The 24046-nt window shown below is 42.5% G+C and carries 14 protein-coding genes; 10 read left to right on the forward strand and 4 right to left on the reverse strand.

Annotated features, from left to right (window positions below; translation table 11 throughout):
* Positions 1–10: 10 nt before the first annotated feature.
* From BT_RS16615 to BT_RS16625, 3 genes are read left to right on the forward strand one after another with little or no spacing between them, the layout of a single operon-like run.
* Positions 11–1474: a RagB/SusD family nutrient uptake outer membrane protein gene (locus tag BT_RS16615; RefSeq protein WP_070750838.1), complete on the forward strand. Its 1464-nt coding sequence runs from the start codon at positions 11–13 to the stop codon at positions 1472–1474.
* A gap of 6 nt (positions 1475–1480) precedes the next feature.
* Positions 1481–2380, forward strand: coding sequence for a hypothetical protein (locus BT_RS16620; protein ID WP_008762888.1), 900 nt, complete (start codon positions 1481–1483; stop codon positions 2378–2380).
* 19 nt (positions 2381–2399) lie between these two features.
* The gene (locus BT_RS16625) at positions 2400–4949 is read left to right on the forward strand and encodes a zinc-dependent metalloprotease (protein WP_008767505.1); all 2550 of its coding nucleotides are present in this window, start codon (positions 2400–2402) and stop codon (positions 4947–4949) included.
* A gap of 93 nt (positions 4950–5042) precedes the next feature.
* Here BT_RS16625 and ybeY read toward each other — a convergent pair whose 3' ends face one another.
* Both ybeY and BT_RS16635 read right to left on the reverse strand, forming a co-directional pair.
* On the reverse strand, positions 5043–5456 hold the full coding sequence (ybeY, locus tag BT_RS16630; RefSeq protein WP_011108739.1) for an rRNA maturation RNase YbeY: 414 nt from the start codon (positions 5454–5456) through the stop codon (positions 5043–5045).
* A 15-nt stretch (positions 5457–5471) separates the two neighbouring features.
* Positions 5472–6704, reverse strand: coding sequence for a nucleoside recognition domain-containing protein (locus tag BT_RS16635; RefSeq protein WP_011108740.1), 1233 nt, complete (start codon positions 6702–6704; stop codon positions 5472–5474).
* Between the two features lie 612 nt (positions 6705–7316).
* On the opposite strand from BT_RS16635, the gene ruvB reads away from it, so the two are divergent.
* The 5 genes from ruvB to BT_RS16660 all read left to right on the forward strand — a co-directional run bounded on the left by ruvB (position 7317) and on the right by BT_RS16660 (position 14252).
* Positions 7317–8348, forward strand: a complete 1032-nt coding sequence (gene ruvB, locus BT_RS16640; protein ID WP_008762892.1) for a Holliday junction branch migration DNA helicase RuvB — start codon at positions 7317–7319, stop codon at positions 8346–8348.
* A gap of 106 nt (positions 8349–8454) precedes the next feature.
* Positions 8455–9222 (forward strand): dienelactone hydrolase family protein, encoded by a 768-nt coding sequence (locus BT_RS16645; protein WP_011108741.1) that lies wholly within the window; start codon positions 8455–8457, stop codon positions 9220–9222.
* A 35-nt stretch (positions 9223–9257) separates the two neighbouring features.
* Positions 9258–10706, forward strand: coding sequence for a lipopolysaccharide biosynthesis protein (locus tag BT_RS16650; RefSeq protein WP_011108742.1), 1449 nt, complete (start codon positions 9258–9260; stop codon positions 10704–10706).
* A 2-nt stretch (positions 10707–10708) separates the two neighbouring features.
* Positions 10709–12064: a TIGR00341 family protein gene (locus tag BT_RS16655; RefSeq protein ID WP_008762895.1), complete on the forward strand. Its 1356-nt coding sequence runs from the start codon at positions 10709–10711 to the stop codon at positions 12062–12064.
* A 46-nt stretch (positions 12065–12110) separates the two neighbouring features.
* On the forward strand, positions 12111–14252 hold the full coding sequence (locus BT_RS16660; RefSeq protein WP_011108743.1) for a S46 family peptidase: 2142 nt from the start codon (positions 12111–12113) through the stop codon (positions 14250–14252).
* A gap of 32 nt (positions 14253–14284) precedes the next feature.
* Here the strand turns inward: BT_RS16660 and BT_RS16665 are convergent, their stop codons facing one another.
* Entirely contained in the window at positions 14285–15151 is an 867-nt protein-coding gene (locus BT_RS16665; protein WP_011108744.1) for a DMT family transporter, read from the reverse strand.
* Between the two features lie 283 nt (positions 15152–15434).
* Here BT_RS16665 and BT_RS16670 point away from each other — a divergent pair, with 283 nt between their 5' ends.
* Entirely contained in the window at positions 15435–17639 is a 2205-nt protein-coding gene (locus BT_RS16670) for a S41 family peptidase (protein WP_162303097.1), read from the forward strand.
* 92 nt (positions 17640–17731) lie between these two features.
* On the opposite strand, the gene BT_RS16675 is transcribed toward BT_RS16670, so the two are convergent.
* Positions 17732–19507, reverse strand: coding sequence for a glycoside hydrolase family 2 protein (locus BT_RS16675; protein ID WP_011108746.1), 1776 nt, complete (start codon positions 19505–19507; stop codon positions 17732–17734).
* A gap of 267 nt (positions 19508–19774) precedes the next feature.
* Here BT_RS16675 and BT_RS16680 point away from each other — a divergent pair, with 267 nt between their 5' ends.
* Positions 19775–24040, forward strand: coding sequence for a glycoside hydrolase family 2 TIM barrel-domain containing protein (locus BT_RS16680; RefSeq protein ID WP_011108747.1), 4266 nt, complete (start codon positions 19775–19777; stop codon positions 24038–24040).
* The last annotated feature ends 6 nt before the right edge of the window (positions 24041–24046 follow it).

Consider the following 24046-nt stretch of genomic DNA (forward strand, 5'->3'; position numbering starts at 1 on the left):
ATGAATGATGATGAAAAAGTACAATTTATATATCATATTGTTTATCTGCACATTATCGTCGTGCAGTGACTTTTTGGAAGAAAGTTCACAAGATTTGATGATACCCAGATCGGTGAAGGATTACAAGGAACTGTTCTTCGGTGAGGTAATGAAAACGAATGAAAAAGACATACCTCATCCTTATCTGGAATATATGACAGACGATGTGAAAGACCAATGTTACTATGGAACCAGACCACAAGTCATTTCTAATGATTTCAGAGAATATGTTTGGGCATATTATACGTGGCAGGGAAACCCGGAAGTGGGAATTTCAAATGAACTTACGCCGGATGTTGCATGGACAGTCTATTATCATAAGATATTGATGACTAATATCATACTGGACCAGCTTTATACCATGAACGGGACGGATATGGAACGTCAGGATTTAGCAGGTGAAGCTTATTTCATGCGGGCTTTCTCGTATTTTATGCTTGCTAATTTGTATGGAAAGCCTTATCATCCTGCAACGGCAAATGAAGACTTATGTGTACCGCTCAATAAAGAAATCGGCTTATCAGATAAGATGATGAAGCGGGCCACGAATGCAGCTGTTTATGCCCAAATGGAAGAAGACATTAATAAGGCTATCCAGTGTTTTAAGGCTATAGGAGGTGAGAAAACTATTTTCCGTCCTAACTTGCCGAGTGCTTATCTATTGGCATCACGTATTGCTCTTTTTCAGGAGAAATATGATGTGACCATTCTTTATTGTGATTCGGTCTTTAAGGTCGCGACTCAGCCACTTTACAAACTTCAGGAAAAAAAGGATCACTATTTCTTTTCTCTTGCTAACAAAGAAATCTTGTTATCCTACGGACTTACATCACTTGAGACGCATATGAAAGAAGATTTCAGATATACGGGGAACTTGGTGGTTTCTGATGATTTGCTAGCGCTATATTCGGAAGATGATTTGCGTCTTACGAATTATTTCAAGAATACAATCGGCAACCAGACCAGACCTACTAACAAACAGTATAGTGTCTATACACCTATTAAGTGGACTAAAAATTCTGCTACAGTCTATGCCAACGCCTTACGTATTTCGGAAGCTTATCTGAATCGTGCTGAGGCTTTTGCTGAACTTGGCAATACGAACAAGGCTCTTGCTGACTTAAATGAGCTCCGTGAAAATCGTATGAAACCGGGAACTCCGCCGTTAGCTGTTGATGAAGACGGAATTGTAGCAACCGTACGTAAGGAACGCCGTAGAGAACTGGCGTTTGAAGGATTCCGCTGGTTTGATTTGCGCAGATATGGCTGCCCTCCTCTTACGCATACTTACAGTTCAAAGGAGAACGAGGGAGCAGGGGATGTCTTCGAACTGAAAGAGAAAGGATACGTATTGCCGATTCCTAAGAGCGAAAGAGAGAGAAATACGGAAATAGAAATATTCGACCGTCCGAATAGTGAACCTGTTAATAATTGATCGATTATGAAGAAACTTATATTATTAATTTGTATGTTGGCAGGTATGTCTTCTTGTTATCATGAAGATGCGTTAATCGTTCCTGAGCAACCGGATAAATACAACATTTTGACAGATGACCCGTCAGATCCGACACAGCATTTTATATACCAGTTTTATCAGAAATATCAGACTGTGATTATAACTAATCCGACTGAGGCTGATTATAAATTCAACTTTACAGCGAATAACGGAATTAAAATAACTGCTCCCGAACAAAAGCAGGAGATTATTGATGAAGGGATTGAGTTTTTGCAAAAGGTATTATTGAATTTGTACTCGGATAGTTTTTTAAAGAAGAATTTACCTTTTTCTATATTGTTATCTGAAGAGGTCCGGATGGCCTCTTATGGTGAGACAACCATCATGAATTGCTATGCTAGTAGCAGCTTTATAGCCTTAGGTAATGTATCATCTTCTCTGAAAACAATGACCGATGAGGAGTTTGTGAAAATCAGAGCAGATGTGAATGCCAGCTTTTGGGCAAAGTATATGTCGGAAGTCAGAGGATTGTTTACTATTTCAGATGCTTTTTATGAAGCTAGTGAAGAAGTTGAACCGAAATTGTACGACCCGAACTGGTATCGTTTTAAAGGAACGGACCCTAATGAAATCGATTTTTATAAGTATGGGGTGATTACTTATTCTGAGAACTCCTATATTGATGAAGATTGGCCGGATTTTAATTCCATTTATGCTCCTTTAAAGAGTGAAGACCTTGCGCAATGGATGAATTTCGTCTTTGAGAAAACTCCTGCCGAGATTCAGGAAATCTGCGATAAATATCCGGTAATGAAGAAGAAGTATGATGTGATTCGGGAAGCTATGCTTGAAAACGGATTCGATCTGTCCAAACTGGAACTATAGAACTTAAAAACAGCATGATATGAACAAAATTTTCACCTTATTACTTGTAGGAGCATTAACTGCCGGAGCGGTAACTGCTAATGCCGAAAGTCAGATTTTTAAAAAGAAAAAGAAGAAAGCAAAAGCGGAAACAGAGCAGCCGGCGGCAAAAGATTCCACAAAGAGTAGTATGACCGAATACAAAAAACTACTGAAAGGAGCCAAGACGATTGATGGCATGTTTAAGGTACACATCGTTAAGGATAAGTATTATTTCGAAATACCTAAAGACTTGATGGGACGCGATTTTATGATTGCGTCCAGAGTATCGAGTACCAGTAACAATAAAGATATAGCTGCCGGACAAATGCCACGCAATCCGGTACTGGTAACTTTCTCGGCAGATAAAAAGAAAATCTACATGCACAAAAAGATGGTGCGCAATTTGTGTGACACCACTTCCAATATGTATGCTGCTTTTCAGCGCAACTTCTCAGACCCTATTTGGGAAGCATATAAGATAGAAAGTCTTTCACCGGACTCTTCAGCATATGTCATCGATATGAGTTCGCTTTTCATAACGGATGTACCCGAATTCAGCCCGTTTCGTTCGGAAAATATAATGGATGTATTGATGAAGAGAAAAGCACTGAAGGGAAGTCTTGCTTCTTCCAAATCGACTATTCTGGGAATGAAGTGTTTTCCGCTGAATATAAACATCAAGACGCTGATGAGTTATACTGTTGACGGAGGACCGTTCACTGTAACCATGACGCGTAATATTATTTTGCTGCCGGAGGAAATTATGCGTCCTCGTTATGGAGACTCGCGTATCGGTTATTTTGATGAAAGCAAGCGGTTTTATACTGAAAAGAAAGATGGTTTGCAAGAACTTACTTACATCAACCGATGGGATTTGCAACCAAAACCAGAAGACTTGGAACGTTATAAGCAAGGTGAGTTGGTGGAACCTCAGAAGCCGATTGTATATTACGTTGATACTGCTATCCCCGACAAGTGGAGAGATTACATAAAGAAAGGAATAGAAGACTGGCAGGTTGCGTTTGAGGAAATAGGATTTAAGAATGCGATTGTAGCGAAAGACTATCCGAAGGATGATCCGAACTTTGATCCGGATGATATTCGTTATAGCTGCTACCGAATGATTACCACTCCGATACAAAATTCAATGGGACCTTCCTGTGCCGATCCTCGTTCGGGTGAAATCATTCAGGGCGACGTCTTGTTTTATTCAAATATCATTAAGTTGTTGCATAACTGGCGGTTTGTTCAGACTGCTACTGTTGACCCCAAAGTACGCAAGGCTGTGTTTGATGACGAGACGATGGGAAGCTCGTTACGTTATGTAGCAGCGCATGAGATCGGACATACCCTGGGACTGATGCATAACTTTGGTGCATCTTATTCGTATCCGGTAGATTCGCTCCGTTCGGCCACTTTCACTCAGAAGTATGGTACAACTCCGTCCATCATGGACTATACGCGCTATAATTATGTAGCTCAGCCGGAAGACAAAGGAGTTGCTCTGACTCCTCCGCTTTTGGGTGTATATGATAAGTTTGCCATCAAATGGGGATATAAACCTATATTTGATGCGGCATCTCCTGAAGATGAGAAAGCTACTTTAAACAAGTGGATCAAAGAGAAAGAGAATGATCCGATGTACAAATACGGTCCGCAGCCTTTTATTAATGAGGTCGATCCTTCTTGTAAATCTGAGGATTTGGGTGATAATGCCGTGAAGGCAGGAAGATATGGCTTAAAGAATCTGAAACTTATCATGAAAAACCTGCCGGAATGGACCTATGAAGATGATCATCAATATGAACGCTTGACGGAATCATATCAGGAAGTGATTATGCAGATGCAACGCTACTTACTGCATGCCATGGTGTCCATCGGTGGAATTTATTTTGATGAGCCGAGACGGGACAGCGAAAAGCCTGTTATCCGTTTTGTGCCGAAAGCTGAACAGAAGGAGGCATTGAAGTTTATTATGGAAACTATGATGGAACTACCCGAATGGGTACTTGACAAGAAGGTGATTGAGTATACCGGTCCGACTTATTCGCCAAGTACTTTGCAGTCAATCATTATGAATCGTTTGTTCTTCACATACATTACATCCAGTCTTGTTTTGTATGAGGAGTTATATCCCAAACAGGCTTATACTTTTGCTGAATATATGGATGATATTTATGATTTTGTGTGGAAGAAAACTATATCCGGTGCCCGGTTGAATATGTACGACCGTAACCTGCAAATTACTTATGTGGAAAAGTTGTTGAAAGAAGGAGGAATGCTGAAACAAAAATCTTCTCCATTCTCATTTAAAGACTTGAATGAAGTTGAGAAACAACTGCTTACGGATAATGTCGATTGGACGAAAGCCGGCTTTGAACTCAACCCGCTCGGAAGTGTGGATATGGTTAAGAATCCGGCTATTTATCAGAAGGTAATGGATAGCTATAGTTTGCTGCGAAGCAAAGTAAATACGGGTGATGCTACTACCCGGGCACATTATCAAAGTCTTGTCTTTAAAATAAAGCAAGCGTTAACGGAACAATAACTATCTCTCTTAGATACTTGGGGGCACCTCGTCGCAGTGATTGTGGCGGGGTGCTAATTTTATCCGGTCAATGGCTTTTTATTGCATCGCCAACTATCGCATTGCCAACGCCTTATTCTCCGCCTCTTCCATAATTTCCCTTTCCCCGGGACCTTTGTCATTGATACCGCAGAGATGAAGAATACCGTGAATAATAACCCGGTGTAGTTCATCATCATAAGCTGCCCCGAATTGTTCGGCATTGGTGCGTATCGTATCCAGACTGATAAACAGGTCGCCCGACAGACGATCACCCTGGCAATAATCAAAGGTAATGATATCCGTGTAATAATCGTGTTGCAGATATTGTCGGTTTACCTCCAGAATCTTTTCATCGGAGCAGAAGATATAAGCGATTTCACCGAGTCTTTTTCCATAAGAGGCAGCTACATTCTTTATCCATTCTGTAGTTTCCCGTTTTTTGATATCAGGCATCTTGACGCCTTCGGTTTGATAAGTTACAGCCATAATTGAGTCTATGATTTAAAAGAAAAATAAATAACTGATTAAGATGGCGGCTATAATACCGGAGAAGTCTGCAATCAAGCCGCAGGTGACTGCATTCCGGGTTTTACTGATTCCGACGCTGCCGAAGTAAACGGCAAGGATATAGAAAGTGGTGTCCGAAGCTCCGCGTACTACGCAACTCATTCGGCCTACAAACGAATCCGGTCCCATCTCTTTCATCGTGTCAATCATCAGCCCATTGGCACCGCTACCGCTGAGAGACTTCATCAGCGCTGTCGGCAATGCTCCCACAAAACTGGTATCCACTCCGCACAGATCGACTACATAACCAATGCCTCCCACAAGGAAATCCATCGCTCCCGCAGTACGGAATACGGCAATGCCTACAAGGAAGGCAACCAGATATGGAATGATTCGTACGGCTGTCGTGAAGCCTTCTTTGGCACCTTCTACAAAAGAATCATATACGTTAATCTTCTTCCGGACCCCTGTCAGAATAAACAGGATGATCACCCCGAACAGAAGAATATTTGCTATCAGCGTAGAGTAAGTACCCATTTCCTCACGCGAAATATTCAGAAACAGATAAATCAATCCGGAGAAGAAAAGGCAGATAACGCCCATCAATATCAGGATAGGCTTATTGATCAGATTGATCTTCTGGGCGATACTGACGGCTATGACACCGACCAGAGTCGAGATAAAAGTACTCAGCAGGATAGGGATAAACACATCCGTAGGCTGGGCAGCCCCCATCTGCGCACGGTATACCATGATACTGATCGGGATGATGATGAGGCCGGAAGTATTGATAACCAGAAACATGATCATCGGATTGGAAGCCGTATCTTTCTTCGGGTTCAGTTCCTGCAGTTCTTTCATCGCTTTGAGTCCCAATGGGGTGGCGGCATTGTCGAGCCCGAGCATATTGGCGGACATATTCATGAAGATGGAACCCAATACCGGATGCCCTTTGGGAATGTCCGGAAACAGGCGGCAGAGTACCGGACTCAGAAAGCGGGCGAGTGCATTGATCAGTCCGCTGTTCTCTCCGATCTTCATGATACCGAGCCAGAGGGCCAGTACTCCGGTCAGTCCCAGAGATATTTCGAAAGCGGTTTTCGAAGAGTCGAAAGTTGAGTTCATGATAGCTGTAAATATCTCCGTGTCTCCCAGAAAAATTACTTTTATCAGGGCGATAATGAAGGCGATAACGAAGAATGCTATCCAGATATAATTTAGAACCATAGTCGATTGCGTGTATATAGATGGTGCAAAAGTAGTTATTACGTTTTAAATAAACTAATTGTTTTCGGGCAAAAGAGTAGAAGACCGAAACCGGGCTTGTGTACTTTTTCACTCTATTCTTCAATAGAATGATGCGTTGCTTAAGAAAAGAATGTGTAAATACGATATTTTTAGGAAGAAGAGGCTTTTATGGTCATTAAATAGCAGGGGAAAAGCGGAAAGCAATTACTTGTTATTATGTTTATACACAGCCAGATGCAGGTTGCTATATTCTCAGAGTATTCTCACCGTGATGAGAAAAAATTCTCACCGCAGTGAGAAAAAATACTCATGCCTATGAGAATATTTTCTCATTGCATTGAGAAATTTTTCTCATGCCTTTGAGAATAATTGCGCTTTGGTAATATTGAAAATGATCCCCTTGTTATCAGGGAATGAAGTCACCGAAAGAAGACTGAATGACATCTTATCATCGCATCAATTTTGAGATTTATTCTTCATTATTCCTCTTGGAAAAGAGAAATGGGTAATGGCCGGAGGTTTTTATTATTCTTTCTTATATCGAAAATGAATGGATTTCTCTATCTTTGTCTCCTACATTTCAAGAAGAAAATGGAACAAGAAGATTTTAACATACGCGAACATCAGCTGACTTCACGGGAGCGGGATTTTGAAAATGCGCTCCGTCCGTTAAGCTTTGAAGACTTTAGCGGGCAGGATAAGGTGGTGGAAAACCTTCGCATCTTTGTGAAGGCGGCACGTCTGCGTGGCGAAGCACTCGACCACGTTCTGCTGCACGGGCCTCCCGGATTGGGTAAAACAACGCTTTCCAATATTATAGCTAACGAATTGGGAGTAGGCTTTAAAGTAACTTCCGGTCCGGTGCTCGACAAACCGGGCGATCTGGCAGGAGTTTTGACGAGTCTCGAACCGAACGATGTGCTCTTTATCGATGAAATTCACCGTTTATCGCCGGTGGTAGAGGAATATCTCTATTCGGCCATGGAGGATTACCGGATAGATATCATGATTGATAAGGGACCTTCGGCACGTAGCATTCAGATTGACCTGAATCCGTTTACGCTGGTCGGTGCAACCACCCGTAGCGGATTGCTGACGGCTCCACTTCGTGCCCGTTTTGGTATTAATCTGCATTTAGAGTACTATGACGATGATATTCTGAGTAATATCATCCGGCGTTCAGCTTCCATACTGGACGTACCTTGTTCGGTGCGGGCGGCATCGGAGATTGCATCCCGAAGTCGTGGTACGCCCCGTATTGCCAATGCTTTACTTCGTCGCGTACGCGATTTTGCGCAGGTGAAAGGTTCCGGCTCTATCGATACGGAAATAGCTCAGTTTGCGCTGGAAGCGTTGAATATCGACAAGTATGGTTTGGATGAGATAGACAACAAGATACTTTGTACCATCATAGACAAGTTTAAAGGCGGTCCTGTCGGTCTGACAACCATTGCTACCGCTTTGGGCGAAGATGCGGGCACCATCGAGGAAGTGTATGAACCTTTCCTGATCAAGGAAGGTTTTATGAAACGGACTCCTCGTGGACGTGAAGTGACGGAGCTTGCCTATAAGCATTTGGGAAGGAGCCTCTATAGCAGTCAGAAAACCTTGTTTAATGACTGATAGTCTGATCTGACGGCTGTCGGTATGGAGAGTGTTGGCGACAATTAACAGCAGGCTTTTTGAGGAACGTTTAAACAGATAACTGATTTTATTGAATGATTGGAGTATGAAGCAGTGGAGTATCTTACTTGTATTTCTCTCTTTGAGTCTGTCATTATCAGCTCAACAAGGTTATGAGAAGGACGTATTTGTCTCTTCCACAGGAGATTCTTTGCCTTACCGGATGATTCGCCCCGAGTCAATGAAGGCGGGGAAGAAATATCCGCTGGTCCTGTTCCTGCATGGAGCCGGTGAGCGTGGAAATGACAATGAAAGACAACTGACGCATGGCGGACAGATGTTTCTGAATCCTGTCAACAGAGAGAAATATCCGGCTTTCGTACTTGTTCCTCAATGTCCGGCAGGTAGCTACTGGGCTTATACGGAACGTCCGAAATCACTGTTTCCGGCAGATATGCCTGCAGGACAGGAGATGAGTTCTCTTACCCGGACTCTCAAACAATTGCTGGATACTTATCTGGCCATGCCCGAAGTCGATAAAAAACGGATATATATTGTCGGATTGTCAATGGGAGCGATGGGGACGTATGATTTGGTGGTCCGTTATCCGGAGATTTTTGCGGCTGCCGTTCCCATTTGCGGATCGGTGAATCCGGACCGTTTGCCGGCTGCCAAAGAAGTGAAGTTCCGTATATTTCATGGGGATGCCGATGATGTGGTAACAGTTGAAGGGTCGCGTGAAGCGTACAAAGCACTGAAAGCTGCCGGAGCAAAGGTGGAATATATCGAATTCCCCGGTTGCAATCATGGCAGCTGGAATCCTGCATTCAATTATCCGGGCTTCATGGAGTGGCTGTTCAAACAAAAGAAATAATATTATTCATTGATAATAAAGAGATCTAAATAAACATGGCAGAACTAAAGTCATTGGCAAAGGACACTGCGATTTATGGTGCCAGCAGTATTATTGGTAAGTTTCTGAACTATTTTCTGGTACCGATTTATACTTTTTCACTTCCTGCTGCTTCCGGAGGATATGGAGTGATCACCAAGATGTATGCTATTGTGGCGTTATTGCTCGTGGTGCTAACCTTCGGAATGGAAACCGGCTTTTTCCGTTTTGCCAATAAAGGAGATGACGATCCGAAGAAGGTATATTCTGTTTCGTTATTGATGGTAGGGGGCGTATCGCTCCTGTTTTTGCTGTTGTGTCTGGTCTTCCTCAATCCTATTGCAGGGCTGATGGGGTATAGTGAACATCCATGGTATCTGGGCATGATGCTGATTGTACTGGCTATGGATGCCATTCAGGCTATTCCGTTTGCTTATCTTCGTTATAAGAAACGTCCTATCAAGTTTGCCGGACTGAAACTCTTATTTATATTTGTCAGTATCTTGCTGAATATCCTTTATTTTGTTGTCATGAAAGGCGATGACGTAGGGGTAGCCTTTCTTATTAATCTGATCTGTTCTTTTGTTGTAATGCTCGGGCTGATACCTGAATTCCGTGAATTCCGCTATTGTCCTGACCGTTTGCTGATGAAGCGGATGTTATATTATTCATTCCCTATTCTGATATTAGGGGTGGCAGGCATTGTGAATCAGGTTGGAGACAAGATTATTTTTCCTTTTGTCTACCCCGATAAGGTGGAAGCGGATGTACAGTTGGGTATTTACAGTGCAGCTACTAAAATAGCCATGATAATGGCAATGATCACGCAGGCTTTTCGCTTCGCATACGAGCCTTTTGTCTTTGGCAAAAGTAAGGATAAGGATAATAAACGAATCTATGCGCAGGCAATGAAGTTCTTTATCATCTTTACGCTGCTGGCATTCCTGGCAGTCATGTTTTATCTGGACATTTTACGTTATATCATAGCAGAAGACTATTGGGAGGGACTCAGGGTAGTTCCCATCGTGATGATTGCGGAGATGTTTATGGGGATTTATTTTAATCTCTCGTTTTGGTATAAACTGACGGATGACACCAGATGGGGGGCATATTTCTCCATTATAGCCTGTCTGACTGTTGTTCTGATGAATATCTTCCTGATTCCTGTATATGGGTATGTAGCTTGCGCATGGGCGGGTTTTACCGGATATGCCATAGCTATGTTGCTTTCTTATTTTGTCGGTCAGAAGAAATATCCTATTGCTTATGATTTGCGTGGAATAGGTTGTTATGTAGGCTTAGCTATTATTCTGTATCTGATTGGTGAATGGATACCGATTCATAATACAGTCTTGCTTCTTGCATTCCGCACAGTCCTTCTGCTACTATTTATTGCTTATATTATCAAACGGGACCTGCCTCTGAGTCAGATTCCTGTTATTAACCGGATTATAAAAAAGAAATGACTATGAAGACAGATGAACGGAATAAGTTTGCGATCAAGTCGTTCTTGGGTGAATACCTGGACTTGAAAAAGGATAAAGACAATGAAATGGAAACCGTTGACTCTATCCGAAAAGGAGTAGAATTCAAAGGAGCCAATTTGTGGATTCTTATTTTTGCCATCTTTATGGCTTCACTGGGCTTAAATGTCAACTCTACGGCAGTGATTATCGGTGCCATGTTGATTTCACCGTTGATGGGACCTATCATGGGTGTCGGGCTTTCTGTCGGTTTGAATGATTTCGAACTGATGAAACGTTCTTTGAAGAGCTTCCTCATCACGACTGCTTTCAGTGTGACGACGGCAACCATCTTCTTTCTTTTCACTCCTATTGCCGAAGCACAATCGGAGCTGTTGGCGCGTACTTCGCCTACGATTTATGACGTATTCATCGCACTTTTCGGTGGTTTGGCGGGAGTTGTCGCCCTGTCTACCAAAGAGAAGGGAAATGTGATTCCGGGAGTTGCCATTGCTACGGCGTTGATGCCTCCCCTTTGTACGGCAGGTTATGGTCTGGCATCGGGCAATCTGGTTTACTTTCTGGGTGCATTCTACCTCTACTTTATCAACTCCGTATTTATCAGTCTGGCTACCTTCATCGGTGTGCGGGTGATGCACTTCCAGCGTAAGGAATTTGTGGATAAGGCACGCGAGAAGATGGTGCGTAAATACATCATTCTGATTGTTGTGCTGACGATGTGCCCGGCTGTTTATCTGACGTTCGGCATCATTAAAAGTACTTTTTATGAGACGGCAGCCAATCGGTTTATCAATGAGCAGTTGAACTTTGAGAATACGCAGGTACTTGATAAGAAGATCAGTTATGAGCATAAAGACATCCGCGTGGTTCTGATCGGTCCCGAAGTTCCGGATGCTTCGATATCCATTGCCCGTAGCAAACTGAAAGAATACAAGCTGGAAGAAACAAAGCTGACCGTACTGCAAGGGATGAATAATGAGGCGGTAGATGTCTCTTCCATTCGTGCCATGGTGATGGAGGACTTTTATAAAAACAGCGAACAACGCCTGCAGGAACAGCAGAAAAAGATAACCCGACTGGAAGAAAACCTCGCTCAATATAAAGAGTACGATACGATGGGGCGTACTCTGGTGCCCGAATTGAAGGTGCTTTATCCTTCCATCACTTCGCTTTCTATCGCTCACTCGCTGGAAACACGGGTAGACTCGATGAAAACGGATACGGTGACACTGGCTGTTTTGAAATTTGGCAAACATCCGTCAGTTGCCGAGAAGGAGAAAATCAGCGCATGGCTGAAAGCACGGGTGGGAGCGAAGAAGTTGAGGCTCATTACCGAATAATGGCTCCCGGATTGATCATAGAATATATAAATCTAAAAATAATAGCATGAAACTCAGACTAACCGCAATGATTCTCCTCTCCCTTTGCCTGTCACAGGCATTTGCTGACGAGGGAATGTGGCTATTGGGGAACCTTCGCAAGAACAAACAGGCGGAACGGGTGATGAAGGAACTCGGTTTGCAGATGCCTGTAAATAAACTGTATAATCCGAAGAAGCCGGCTTTGGCAAATGCCGTTGTCAGTTTCGGTGGATTTTGTTCGGGAGTGGTGGTTTCCGAAGATGGTCTGGTATTTACCAATCATCACTGTGGTTTCAGCAGTATCCAGCAGCATTCTTCCGTAGAACATGATTATCTGAAGGATGGTTTTGTAGCCCGCAATCTTGGTGAAGAACTGCCGAATCCCGAATTATATGTCCGTTTCCTTCTTCGTACGGAGGATGTGACCAAGCGTGTGCTCTCGGCTGCCAAACATGCTCATACGGAAAGCGAACGTCGCGTAGTTGTCGACTCTGTCATGAATGTAATCGGCATGGAAGTATCAGAGAAGGACTCTACGTTGACGGGAATTGTCGATGCGTATTACGCCGGAAACGAGTTCTGGCTTTCTGTCTACCGCGATTATAATGATGTCCGGCTGGTTTTTGCTCCTCCTTCTTCAGTCGGCAAGTTCGGGTGGGACACGGACAACTGGATGTGGCCTCGCCATACAGGTGACTTCAGCGTTTTCCGTATTTATGCCAACAAACAGAACGGACCGGCGGATTATTCGCCAGAAAACGTCCCTTATCATCCGGAATACGTAGCTCCTATTTCGTTGGATGGATACAAGGAAGGCTCTTTCTGTATGACTCTCGGCTATCCGGGCAGTACGGAGCGCTATCTCTCTTCGTATGGGATCGAAGAAATGATGAACGGCATTAATCAGGCCATGATCGATGTGCGCGGGGTAAAACAGGCTATTTGGAAGCGGGAAATGGATCGCCATCCGGATATCCGTATCAAGTATGCTTCTAAATACGATGAAAGTTCCAACTACTGGAAAAACAGCATAGGAATGAATAAAGCCATCCGGCACCTGAAAGTGCTGGAAAAGAAGCGCGCAGCAGAAGCAGCCCTCCGGGACTGGATTCAGTCTCATCCGGAAGAAAGGGAGAAACTGATTCGTCTGTTCTCTTCTCTGGAACTGAATTATAATAATCGTAGGGAAACAAACCGTACCCTTGCTTATTTCGGGGAGTCGTTCATTAATGGTCCCGAATTGGTTCAATTGGCACTCGAAATACTGAATTTCGATTTTGAGGCCGAAGAGAAGTTGGTCGTTACCCGCATGAAAAAGTTACTGGAGAAATACGATAACCTGAATCTGTCTATTGATAAGGAAGTATTTGCGGCCATGCTCAAAGAATACCGGTCCAAAGTGGATAAGAAATACCTTCCGGCGATGTATCTGCAAATAGACACCTTGTATAACGGAAATGTCCAGACTTATGTAGACTCTTTGTATGCTACCTCTCAAATCACTTCTCCGAAGGGTCTGAAGCGCTTCCTTGAACGTGACACGACCTATAATCTCATCGAGGACCCTGCCATTTCTTTAAGCCTCGACCTAATAGTGAAATACTATGAGATGAATCAGAGCGTCTCAGAGGCTTCCGAACAGATAGAGCAGGATGAACGCCTGTTCAATGCCGCTATGCGTCGTATGTATGCCGACCGTAACTTCTATCCTGATGCCAATTCCACCATGCGCCTTAGTTTTGGTACAGTCTGTGGATATTCTCCTTTTGACGGGGCTACCTTCAGTTATTATACGACGGTAAAAGGCATTTTCGAGAAAGTAAAGGAACATGCAGGCGATATAGACTTTGCAGTTCAACCGGATCTTCTGGCTTTACTCTCTTCCGGTGATTTCGGCAGATATGCCGATGAAAAGGGAGATATGAACGTTTGTTTTATCTCGAATAATGATATTACGGGAGGAAATTCCGGCAGTGCCATGTTCAATGCGAAAGGGGAATTGCTTGGCCTTGCTTTTGACGGCAATTGGGAAGCGATGAGCAGTGACATTGTCTTTGAACCGGATTTGCAGCGTTGTATCGGAGTAGATGTGCGCTACATGCTTTTCATTATGGAAAAGTATGGAAAGGCTGCTAACCTTATCGAGGAACTGAAATTAACCCGCTGAAACGGAAAAACAATTTTATAGGAAGGCTGCTCTTATCGTTTCAGTATAATTACCATTACAGCAACGATAATCAGTGCAATGCCTACGCCAATACTTGTGGTGAATGCTTCTCCAAAGAGGAAGATGCCTACACATACGGCAGTTACCGGCTCCATAGCTCCCAATACAGAGGTGAGTGTGGAGCCGATGCTTTTTACTGCTCTGACCAGTGCAAGATTGGAAACGACGGTCGGGATTAATGCCAGCAAGATTAGATTTCCGGCAGTATGCCATTCTCTGATAGGCTGAAGATGGCTGATACTGCTGGTTCCGATAAGGAGAAAGATTCCTCCGAAAAGAAAGACATAGAAAGTGAGCAGTAATCCTTTCATCCGGCCGATCTTTAACTGGCTCATTGTGACAAGGTACAGTGCATATCCCAATGCTGATAAAAGAACGATGAAAAGGCCGAAAAATGAGAAACTTCCTGTCTCTGTATTTCCACCGGATAAGAAGTAGACACCTATCACGGCAGAGGCGATGGCGGCTATCCGCCAACCGGACTTTTTTTCTTTGAAGAATAGCATCATGACCAGGGTAGTCAGTACCGGATACATGAAGTGAATAGTGGTGGCTACACCGCTTGCCATAAACTTATATCCCCAGAACAGGAAGACGGCAGACATCAGATAAAGTATCGCAAGCAGGAGCAGGGAAGGAATGTCCCGTCTGCTGATTCGAAAGGATTGCCCGTTGATCAGTAGAATCCCGCCTAATGCCATACACGCAAACAGGAAGCGATAGAAGAGTATCGATTCGAATTGCATGCCCGCCTGCATGGCAGGAATGGTGAATAGGGGGATAAGCCCAAAAGAGGCCGACGAAAGCAGACCGTACAGGAAACCGTTGACTTTATTCATAGTTAAGTATATATTCGGAGTGCAAAGATACTCATAATAGATAAGATGATATTATGTTTGAATTATAAAATAGAGATTACGTCCGAAACGTATGAAGCTGTCTCTGTTTTCTTGTTGAGTATATCGAATTTTTCGCTAAAACATGTGTTTAGGGTTGAAATAAACAGATATTGCTAAATTATGAACAGATATTTTCTCTGGTAGTGTTTCTTTTTTCTGACCTTTGGTGTGTCCAGAGTACAAACCTGTAAATATTTGAATTGACAACAAAACTATGATACATATGAAAAACAGATTAGTTGGCTTATTAGTGTTCGCGTTGGTTGCTTTTAACTTATATGCGCAGTCTGATCAAAGTAAAAAGGGACTTCTTACTTTTACCGGTACGCGTATTATTTCCTTTGATCCAATGCGGGAAATGCCTAAGATGGCTTGGTATAGTGAAAATCAAGATATTCGGGTAGATGAAGAAGTGCTCTTTAATAATCAGTCGTCATTGTTGATTCCGTCTGTACGGGGAAAGAAAACAGAAGCTTATTTCGGCATGAATAACCGCGATATTACAGGTAAGACGATTGTGTTTAAAGGCAAATACAAATATCAGCAGGCAAATAATGCCAAAGTGAGTTTCGCAATTAAACTGGACACTCACCTTCAAAGAATAGACGAGAAGGCTATTGATTTTGAATGTAACGGCAGTCAGGACTGGAAAGACTTTTATGTGGAAATGCCGTTTACACGTTCCAAGAAATTTTTCTTTCGAATACTCTGTGACGGGGAGGCCAGGCTTTGGGTGAACGACTGCCAGGTGCTGATAGATGGACAGTCACTTGATTTAATCAAGAATCCGGATGTTGAAGTAGACAAGGATCTGGAGTTCGCAGGAAATTCAGGAATATCACTTGGAGACGTTGACGGGCAAACATTGGAAAATTTGGTGGTTTTGGGCAAGGTTTGGGGATTCCTTAAGTATTTTCATCCGCAGGTTGTGGTTGGAAAGTATAACTGGGATTTTGAATTGTTCAGAGTGATGCCCGGGATAGCAGCTGTGAAGAGCAAAAAGGAAAGGAACTCACTGTTAAACAAATGGATAGATAAGTACGGTAAAATCACGGAAACCGAGGAGTATGTAATCGGAGATTCGGCCCAATATCATCGTTTTGCACAGCTTGGCTGGCTGGAAGATCCGAATGTCTTCGATAAGAAACTGTCTGAAAAACTAGTGAGAATCAAGAATGCCAAACGTAATAGTGTATTGAACTACTATCTTCCGATATTAACCGGAAAGGAGGAGGTGGAATTTGCCAGAGACAAACCTTATCCTTCAATCGACTGGGAAGATCAGGGATATCGTATTCTTACGGTTTATAGATTGTGGAATGCCATCGAACATGGATATCCTTACGCCAACCTTACAGACCATAGATGGAGTACTCTGCTGGCGCAATATCTGCCTGAATTTATCAATGCCTCTTCGGAAAAAGATTTGGACCATTCTATACGAAAACTGGCTGCTGAAATCAATGATTCACATGGAGGGCTTGAATTTCCGAATCATGCTCCCCGATTGTATGGTCTTCCATTGGGATTGACTCAGACAACGGACGGTAAGCTTGTAGTAGAATCGACTGCATTAAAACAGATTGAGCGGGGATCGGTCATACTGGCTGTAAATGATAAACCGATTTCGGAAATAATCGACAATTACCGTTCTATATTGCCTTCTTCAAATGAGCATGGTTTACTGAGGAATGTCTCATTCAGACTATTTGTTACATCGGAGAATGAAATGAAAGTCACGGTGGAGAATCAAGGGCAGTCTCATGAATATACAATACCCATGCAGTCTTTTGAAAGAGCATCTTTTAAAGGCCGAAAGAGTCCGTCAGATTACGGACTGGATGCCAGAAAGATTCTTTATGTAGATGCAGGTATAATGGGGCTTCCGGAACTGGATCAGATGATGAAAACAAATTTGAATGCTAAAGGAATTATATTGGATATGCGTAAGTATCCGAGATGGGACATTATGGAAGTACTTGGAAAATATCTTTATCCTCAACCGACTACATTTATGTGGTATTCCATTAATTCGAAGAAATTTCCGGGTAACTTTGGTCTTGATATAATTGGGAAAATTGGTTTTAAAGAAAATCCTGATTATTTCAAAGGTAAGATTGCTATTCTTGTAAGTGAGATGACTCAGAGTTTTGGAGAGCTAATGTCTGTCGCTTATAGAGTGGCACCAAAAAGTGCGGTTATCGGTACGCAAACTGCCGGTGCGAACGGTCATGTCGGATATTTATATTTGCCTCGGGGAATTAAATTCACCTATACAATGGCGGGAGCATTCTATCCTGAATGGAAATTGAATCAACGGGATGGAGTGACTATTGATATTCCGGTGGAACAGACTGTAGAAGATATAGCTGCAGGAGAAGATATGTGGATTAGAAAAGCGATTGAATATATTGAGAGTAAACGGTAAGGTTTCACCCTGATTAAAGGGATATTCAGCCCGTCGATATAATTCGATTTGAATATATTGACGGGCTGAATTATACTATTAGCAAGCTGAACTTATTTCTTTATCGGTCTGCTTGGAATCTTTTCAAAGATAGATCTAATCCGTTCCATCTCAAATTTAGGCTGTCGGTCGTAAGTGTAGATACCGTTTTTCTCTTGTTCGATATCTGAAAACTGTGTATAGCAGAATCCGCTGATGATTCCGGAGGATTGAATCGCATTGATGAGTTTTTCGATGCGTTCGAAGAGGGCATCTTCGTTGGTAAATGTTCCTCCATGTCCCCATGTGTCTTCCTTGGTTCTGGATGTTTCCCATACAATACCGCCGAATTCACCGATGATAAAAGGTTGGTTGGCATAAGCTGCCTGGTTCTTGTCCGGCTTTAAGCTTAGTGCGAAACGTGTTGCATCCGGTTCGTAAGTACTGATGCTCCAGATATCTGTCAGGAAATGGAATCCACTGCCGGTAAGGTCGTTGAACGGGCGACTGGGATCGATTGCTTTTGTCAGTTTTTGCAGGTCAAATACCAGGCGTGCAAATGTACCGGACGAAACATTGCTCAATGGTACAGTAAGAGGTGCCCATGTGATGATAGAAGGGTGATTACGGTCTCGTTCGAGTATCTCTATCCATTCACTGAGAAGATTTCTTGATGCGACCTCGTCATCGGGATTCATTCCCCAGTTAGGAGACTCTCCCCAAGTGATAAATCCCAGCTTATCTGCCCAGTAATGGAATCGTTCTTCGAAAAACTTTTGATGAAGCCGTGCCCCGTTGAAGCCGGCTTCCTTACTTAGTAAAATATCATTTTTAAGGGCTTCATCGGTAGGTGCAGTCCAGATTCCATCAGGATAATACCCCTGATTCATAACCAGACGCTGGAAATAAGGCTCGTTATTCAAGTAAAATTTGCCATTGGCTATATGCACTTTGCGCATACCTACATATGATTTTACCTCATCGATGATCTGCCCTTTGGCATCTTTGACGCAGTAACTGATATCGTAAAGGTGGGGAGTTTCGGGGCTCCAGAGCTTGATATTCTTTATCGGTAAGATCAGGTTACTGCCATTGGCACATTTTGATGTCACTTGAGCGACTTTTTTCTGGCTGTCATAGATCGTAACTTCCAGTGTCTGGTCATTGGATATCTGATAGAATTCCGGAGTAATGATCAATTGATTATTGTCAATATCCGGATAGGTATTTGCCGATTTCAGTCCACAGGGAGAGAGAGCTTCCATCCACACCGTTTGCCAGATACCTGTGACACGCGTATAAAAACAGGCAAAGGAGTTTTTCTCCGGAGACTGTTTGCCGCATGCCTGACGACCTGATTTTGCATCATCGGACACGGATACTACCAGATTGTGACTATTCCCGGGTTTGGCTATGCGACTGATATCTATTACAAAAGGAGAGCTTCCGCCGTTATGAAAACCGACGAGGCGTCCGTCTATATAAATCTCTGCTAAATAGTCGACAGCGCCGAAATGGAGTAAAATCTTCTTGTTGCTCCAGTCAGCGGGTATCGGCAGAGAACGTTGATACCACATTTTTTTTATAAAGTCCGTGTGATTAACTCCGGATAGTTTGCTTTCCGGGCAGAAAGGAACCGTAATTGTTTTGCTAAGCTCCTTTGCCGTAGGTAAGTTACGCTTTTTCCCGGAATCATCAAGATCGAATTCATATGTCCACGTACCATTTAAATTAACCCAGGTAGTTCTTTCAAATTGTGGGCGGGGATATTCCGGCCGAGGAATATCATTGGTTGCGTTTGCTGCAAAAGAGAGTAGTAAACCAACTAGTATCAGATGTGCTTTTCTCATGTTTTGTAATTTTTGTTATTGTATAATTTAAGTGTCTTAGCTGATTGTAAAAATAGAGATTTAAAAGAAGAAAAGGTGTAAACGATTGTTCAAATTAGGAAATAATCTGATCATAGTGAAGATTATTCGGTTATATTTGATAAATGTGTATAATAATGTCACAAATTTATGGTATGAAATAGGTAAAAGCCGCTACATTTGTAATCGAATAAATTTTAGGAAAATATTATAGAAGAACATTTAAACTAAATAACTCAATCAATTATTATGAAACTACGAATCATGCGAAGTGCATGGATTGCACTTTTGTTTATGTCTTTATCTGTAACAGCACAAACCACGGATAAGCCGGAGTGGAGCAATGAGCTGGTCTCGGGAGTCAATAAGGAAGAAGCAGTTCAGATTGCTATTCCTTTTACCGATGAACAACAAGCAATGAATCTGACTATTGAAGAGTCACCTTATTACAAAACGCTGAATGGAATATGGAAATTTCACTGGGTGGCTGATCCGAAAGACCGACCACAGGATTTCTGTAAACCGGAATATGATGTAAGCCAATGGGATAATATTAAAGTCCCTGCAACTTGGCAGATAGAGGCCGTAAGACATAATAAAAACTGGGATAAGCCCTTATATTGCAATGTGATTTATCCTTTTTGTGAGTGGGATTGGAAAAAGATTCAGTGGCCTAATGTAATTCAACCTCGTCCGTCTAACTATACTTTTGCGACGATGCCTAATCCTGTCGGTAGTTATCGCAGGGAGTTTATATTGCCTGATTCATGGAAAGGACGTGACATCTTTATTCGTTTTAATGGGGTAGAAGCCGGTTTTTATATTTGGGTGAATGGTAAAAAGGTCGGCTATTCGGAGGACAGCTACCTGCCTGCCGAATTTAATCTGACTCCTTATCTGAAAGCTGGAAAGAATGTTCTTGCTGTCGAGGTGTATCGCTTTACAGATGGTAGCTTTCTGGAGTGTCAGGATTTCTGGCGTTTCAGCGGTATATTCAGAGATGTATTTCTGTGGTCGGCTCCTAAAACGCAAATCAGAGACTTCTTCTTCCGTACGGATTTAGACAAGGAGTATAAAAATGCATCCGTCTCTCTGGATATAGATATTACAGGTAAAAGAAGTAATAACGAGATTCAAGTGAAGGTGACGGATCAGAATGGTAAAGAGATTGCTACCCAAAATGCGCGTGCTGTAACGGGAACGAATAAACTTCAGTTTGAGGTTGTGAATCCTTTGAAATGGACGGCAGAAACGCCCAACCTTTATAATCTCACTATTCTTTTGAAGCAAAAAGGGAAAACTGTAGATATTCGTAGTGTCAAGGTCGGTTTTCGTAAGATTGAACTAGCGCAAGATGGTCGGCTGTTGATTAATGGAAAATCAACTTTGTTTAAGGGAGTTGACAGACACGACCATAGTTCGGAGAATGGTCGTACGGTATCTAAAGAAGAAATGGAAAAAGATGTGCAGTTGATGAAGTCATTGAATATTAATGCTGTACGTACTTCTCATTATCCTAATAATCCTTATTTCTATGATTTATGTGACAGATATGGTATATATGTTCTTTCCGAAGCCAATGTAGAATGCCATGGTCTTATGGCATTGTCCTCTGAACCTTCATGGGTGAAAGCATTTACGGAACGCAGTGAGAATATGGTGCGACGCTATAAAAATCATGCTTCTATAGTCATGTGGTCGTTGGGCAACGAATCCGGTAATGGCATTAACTTTAAATCTGCTGCAGAGGCTGTTAAGAAGCTCGATGATACCCGTCCTACTCACTATGAAGGTAATAGCTCTTATTGCGATGTAACCAGTTCTATGTACCCCGATGTGCAATGGCTGGAAAGCGTAGGGAAGGAGCGTTTACAGAAATTCCAGAATGGAGAAACGGTCAAACCTCATGTGGTTTGTGAATATGCTCATGCGATGGGTAATTCAATCGGGAATTTCAAAGAATATTGGGAAACTTATGAGCGCTATCCTGCACTTGTCGGTGGCTTTATCTGGGACTGGGTAGATCAAAGTATTAAGATGCCTGCTCCGGATGGTTCCGGTTATTATATGGCCTTCGGAGGAGATTTTGGAGATACACCGAATGACGGTAATTTTTGCACGAATGGCGTAATCTTTTCCGATCGTACATACTCTGCTAAGGCATACGAGGTGAAAAAAATACATCAGCCTGTATGGGTTGAGGCTATGGGAAATGGGACGTATAAACTGACTAATAAGAGATTTCATGCAGGGTTGGATGACTTATATGGAAGGTATGAGATTGAAGAGGATGGAAAAGTTGTATTCTCGGCTAATCTGGAAGAATTGTCCTTGAACGCACAGGACAGTAAGGTCATTACTATAGCTGATAATCAGATCAATAAAATTCCGGGAGCCGAATACTTTATAAAGTTCCGCTTCTGTCAAAAGCAAGATACTGAATGGGAAAAGGCTGGATATGAGGTAGCATCAGAGCAATTCAAACTTTCTGATAGTGCGAAGCCTGTATTTAAAGCAGGAGAAGGTAGTATTGATCTGATAGAGACTGATGATGCATATCTGGTAAAAGGCTCGCAGTTTGAAGCGTCTTTTTCAAAGCAGCAGGGAACGATCTCTTCTTATACATTAAATGAATTGCCCATGATTAGTAAAGGGTTGGAATTGAATGCTTTCCGTGCTCCTACTGATAATGATAAGCAAGTGGATGGTGACTGGTATCAGAAAGGCTTGTATCAGATGACTCTTGAACCTGGACATTGGAATGTGCGGAAAGAAGATAATAAGGTAACTCTGCAGATAGAGAATCTATATCGGGGAAAAACGGGTTTTGATTATCGAACTAATATAGAATATACGGTGGCTGCCGATGGTTCTATTTTGGTTAATAGCACTATTATTCCTTCAACAAAAGGTGTAATTATTCCCCGTATTGGTTATCGTATGGAACTTCCGGAAGGCTTTGAACGCATGCGTTGGTATGGTCGCGGACCGTTGGAAAACTATGTTGACCGAAAAGATGCCACTTACGTAGGCGTGTATGATGAGTTAGTATCTGATCAATGGGTGAACTATGTCAGAGCACAGGAAATGGGTAATCGCGAGGATCTGCGTTGGATTTCAATAACCAATCCTGATGGAATAGGCTTTGTCTTTATTGCAGGTGATAAGATGTCTGCTTCTGCTTTGCATGCAACAGCGCAGGATATGGTTGACCCTGCCAATCATCGTAGGTTGCTTCATAAGTATGAAGTACCGATGCGTAAAGAAACTGTTCTTTGTCTGGATGCTAATCAGCGTCCGCTTGGTAATGCCAGTTGTGGTCCTGGCCCGATGCAAAAGTATGAACTTCGTTCCCAGCCTACTGTTTTCAGTTTTATCATACTACCTTTGGAGAGAAGTTATTCGACAGAAGAACTTATAAAGAAGGCACGCGTACAGATGCCCGTATGTATGCCTGTATTGATAGAAAGAGATAACAATGGTTATTTGAATTTAAAGACTAATACTCCCGGAGCTACTGTTCATTATAGTCTGAATGGCGGAGAAGAGAAGATATATACTGAACCTTTCGAATTTATTTCTGGTGGTCATGTGGAAGCATATGCCGTTTCAGAACAATTAGGAAAAAGTGCGAGAACTTCAGCTGAATTTCCGATATATGTGGATCGTTCACTGTGGAAAATTGTATCAGTTAGTAGTGAGAATGGGGGTGAAGAGGCCCGTAACGCAATCGATGGTGATCTGAATACTATCTGGCATAGTCGGTGGAATGATCCTGTGGCTAAACATCCCCACGAAATAGTAGTGGATATGTCTTCATCACTTGAGATTGATAAGTTTATTTATCAACCTCGTAACTCTGAGAACGGACGTATCAAGGACTATGAGCTCTATTTCAGTAAAGATGGAAAGAACTGGGAAAACAAGACTAAAGGTCGTTTTGAAAATTCATCTTCTGCACAGTTTGTAACATTGGAGAAACCAATTGTGGCACGTTACTTTAAATTGATTGCTTTATCTGAAATTTATGGTCGGGATTGGGCTTCGGCAGCAGAATTAAATGTCAATGCAGTCCGTAATTTATCGGGTGCATCTGAAGAGAGACAGAAGGTTGTATATGCGGATAGTGATGCTGATGGAAGTATGAAATTGGCTGCGGATGGTGATATTAATACATTCTGGCATACGGTACATAACCAGTTCTATCTGGCTCCTTATCCTCATGAGATACAGATTGCATTAGCTAAAGAAACTACAGTAAAAGGTCTTAAATATACACCTCGTCAGGATTCTTCGGAAGGTAGAATCGGTAAATATGAAGTGTATATCAGCCATGATGGCAAGGAGTGGGGAAAAGCTGTGGCTTCTGGTACATTTGCCGATTCAAAGGAAGTACAGACAGTTGAATTTAATCCATGTAAAGCACGTTATGTAAAACTTCAGGCTCTGTCTGCTGTCATTAAAGAGGCTAAGATGGCTGCTGTGGCAGAGTTAGAGGTTCTCTTGGCTGAATAGGAAAAG

Source organism: Bacteroides thetaiotaomicron VPI-5482 (assembly GCF_000011065.1).
Classification (GTDB): domain Bacteria; phylum Bacteroidota; class Bacteroidia; order Bacteroidales; family Bacteroidaceae; genus Bacteroides; species Bacteroides thetaiotaomicron.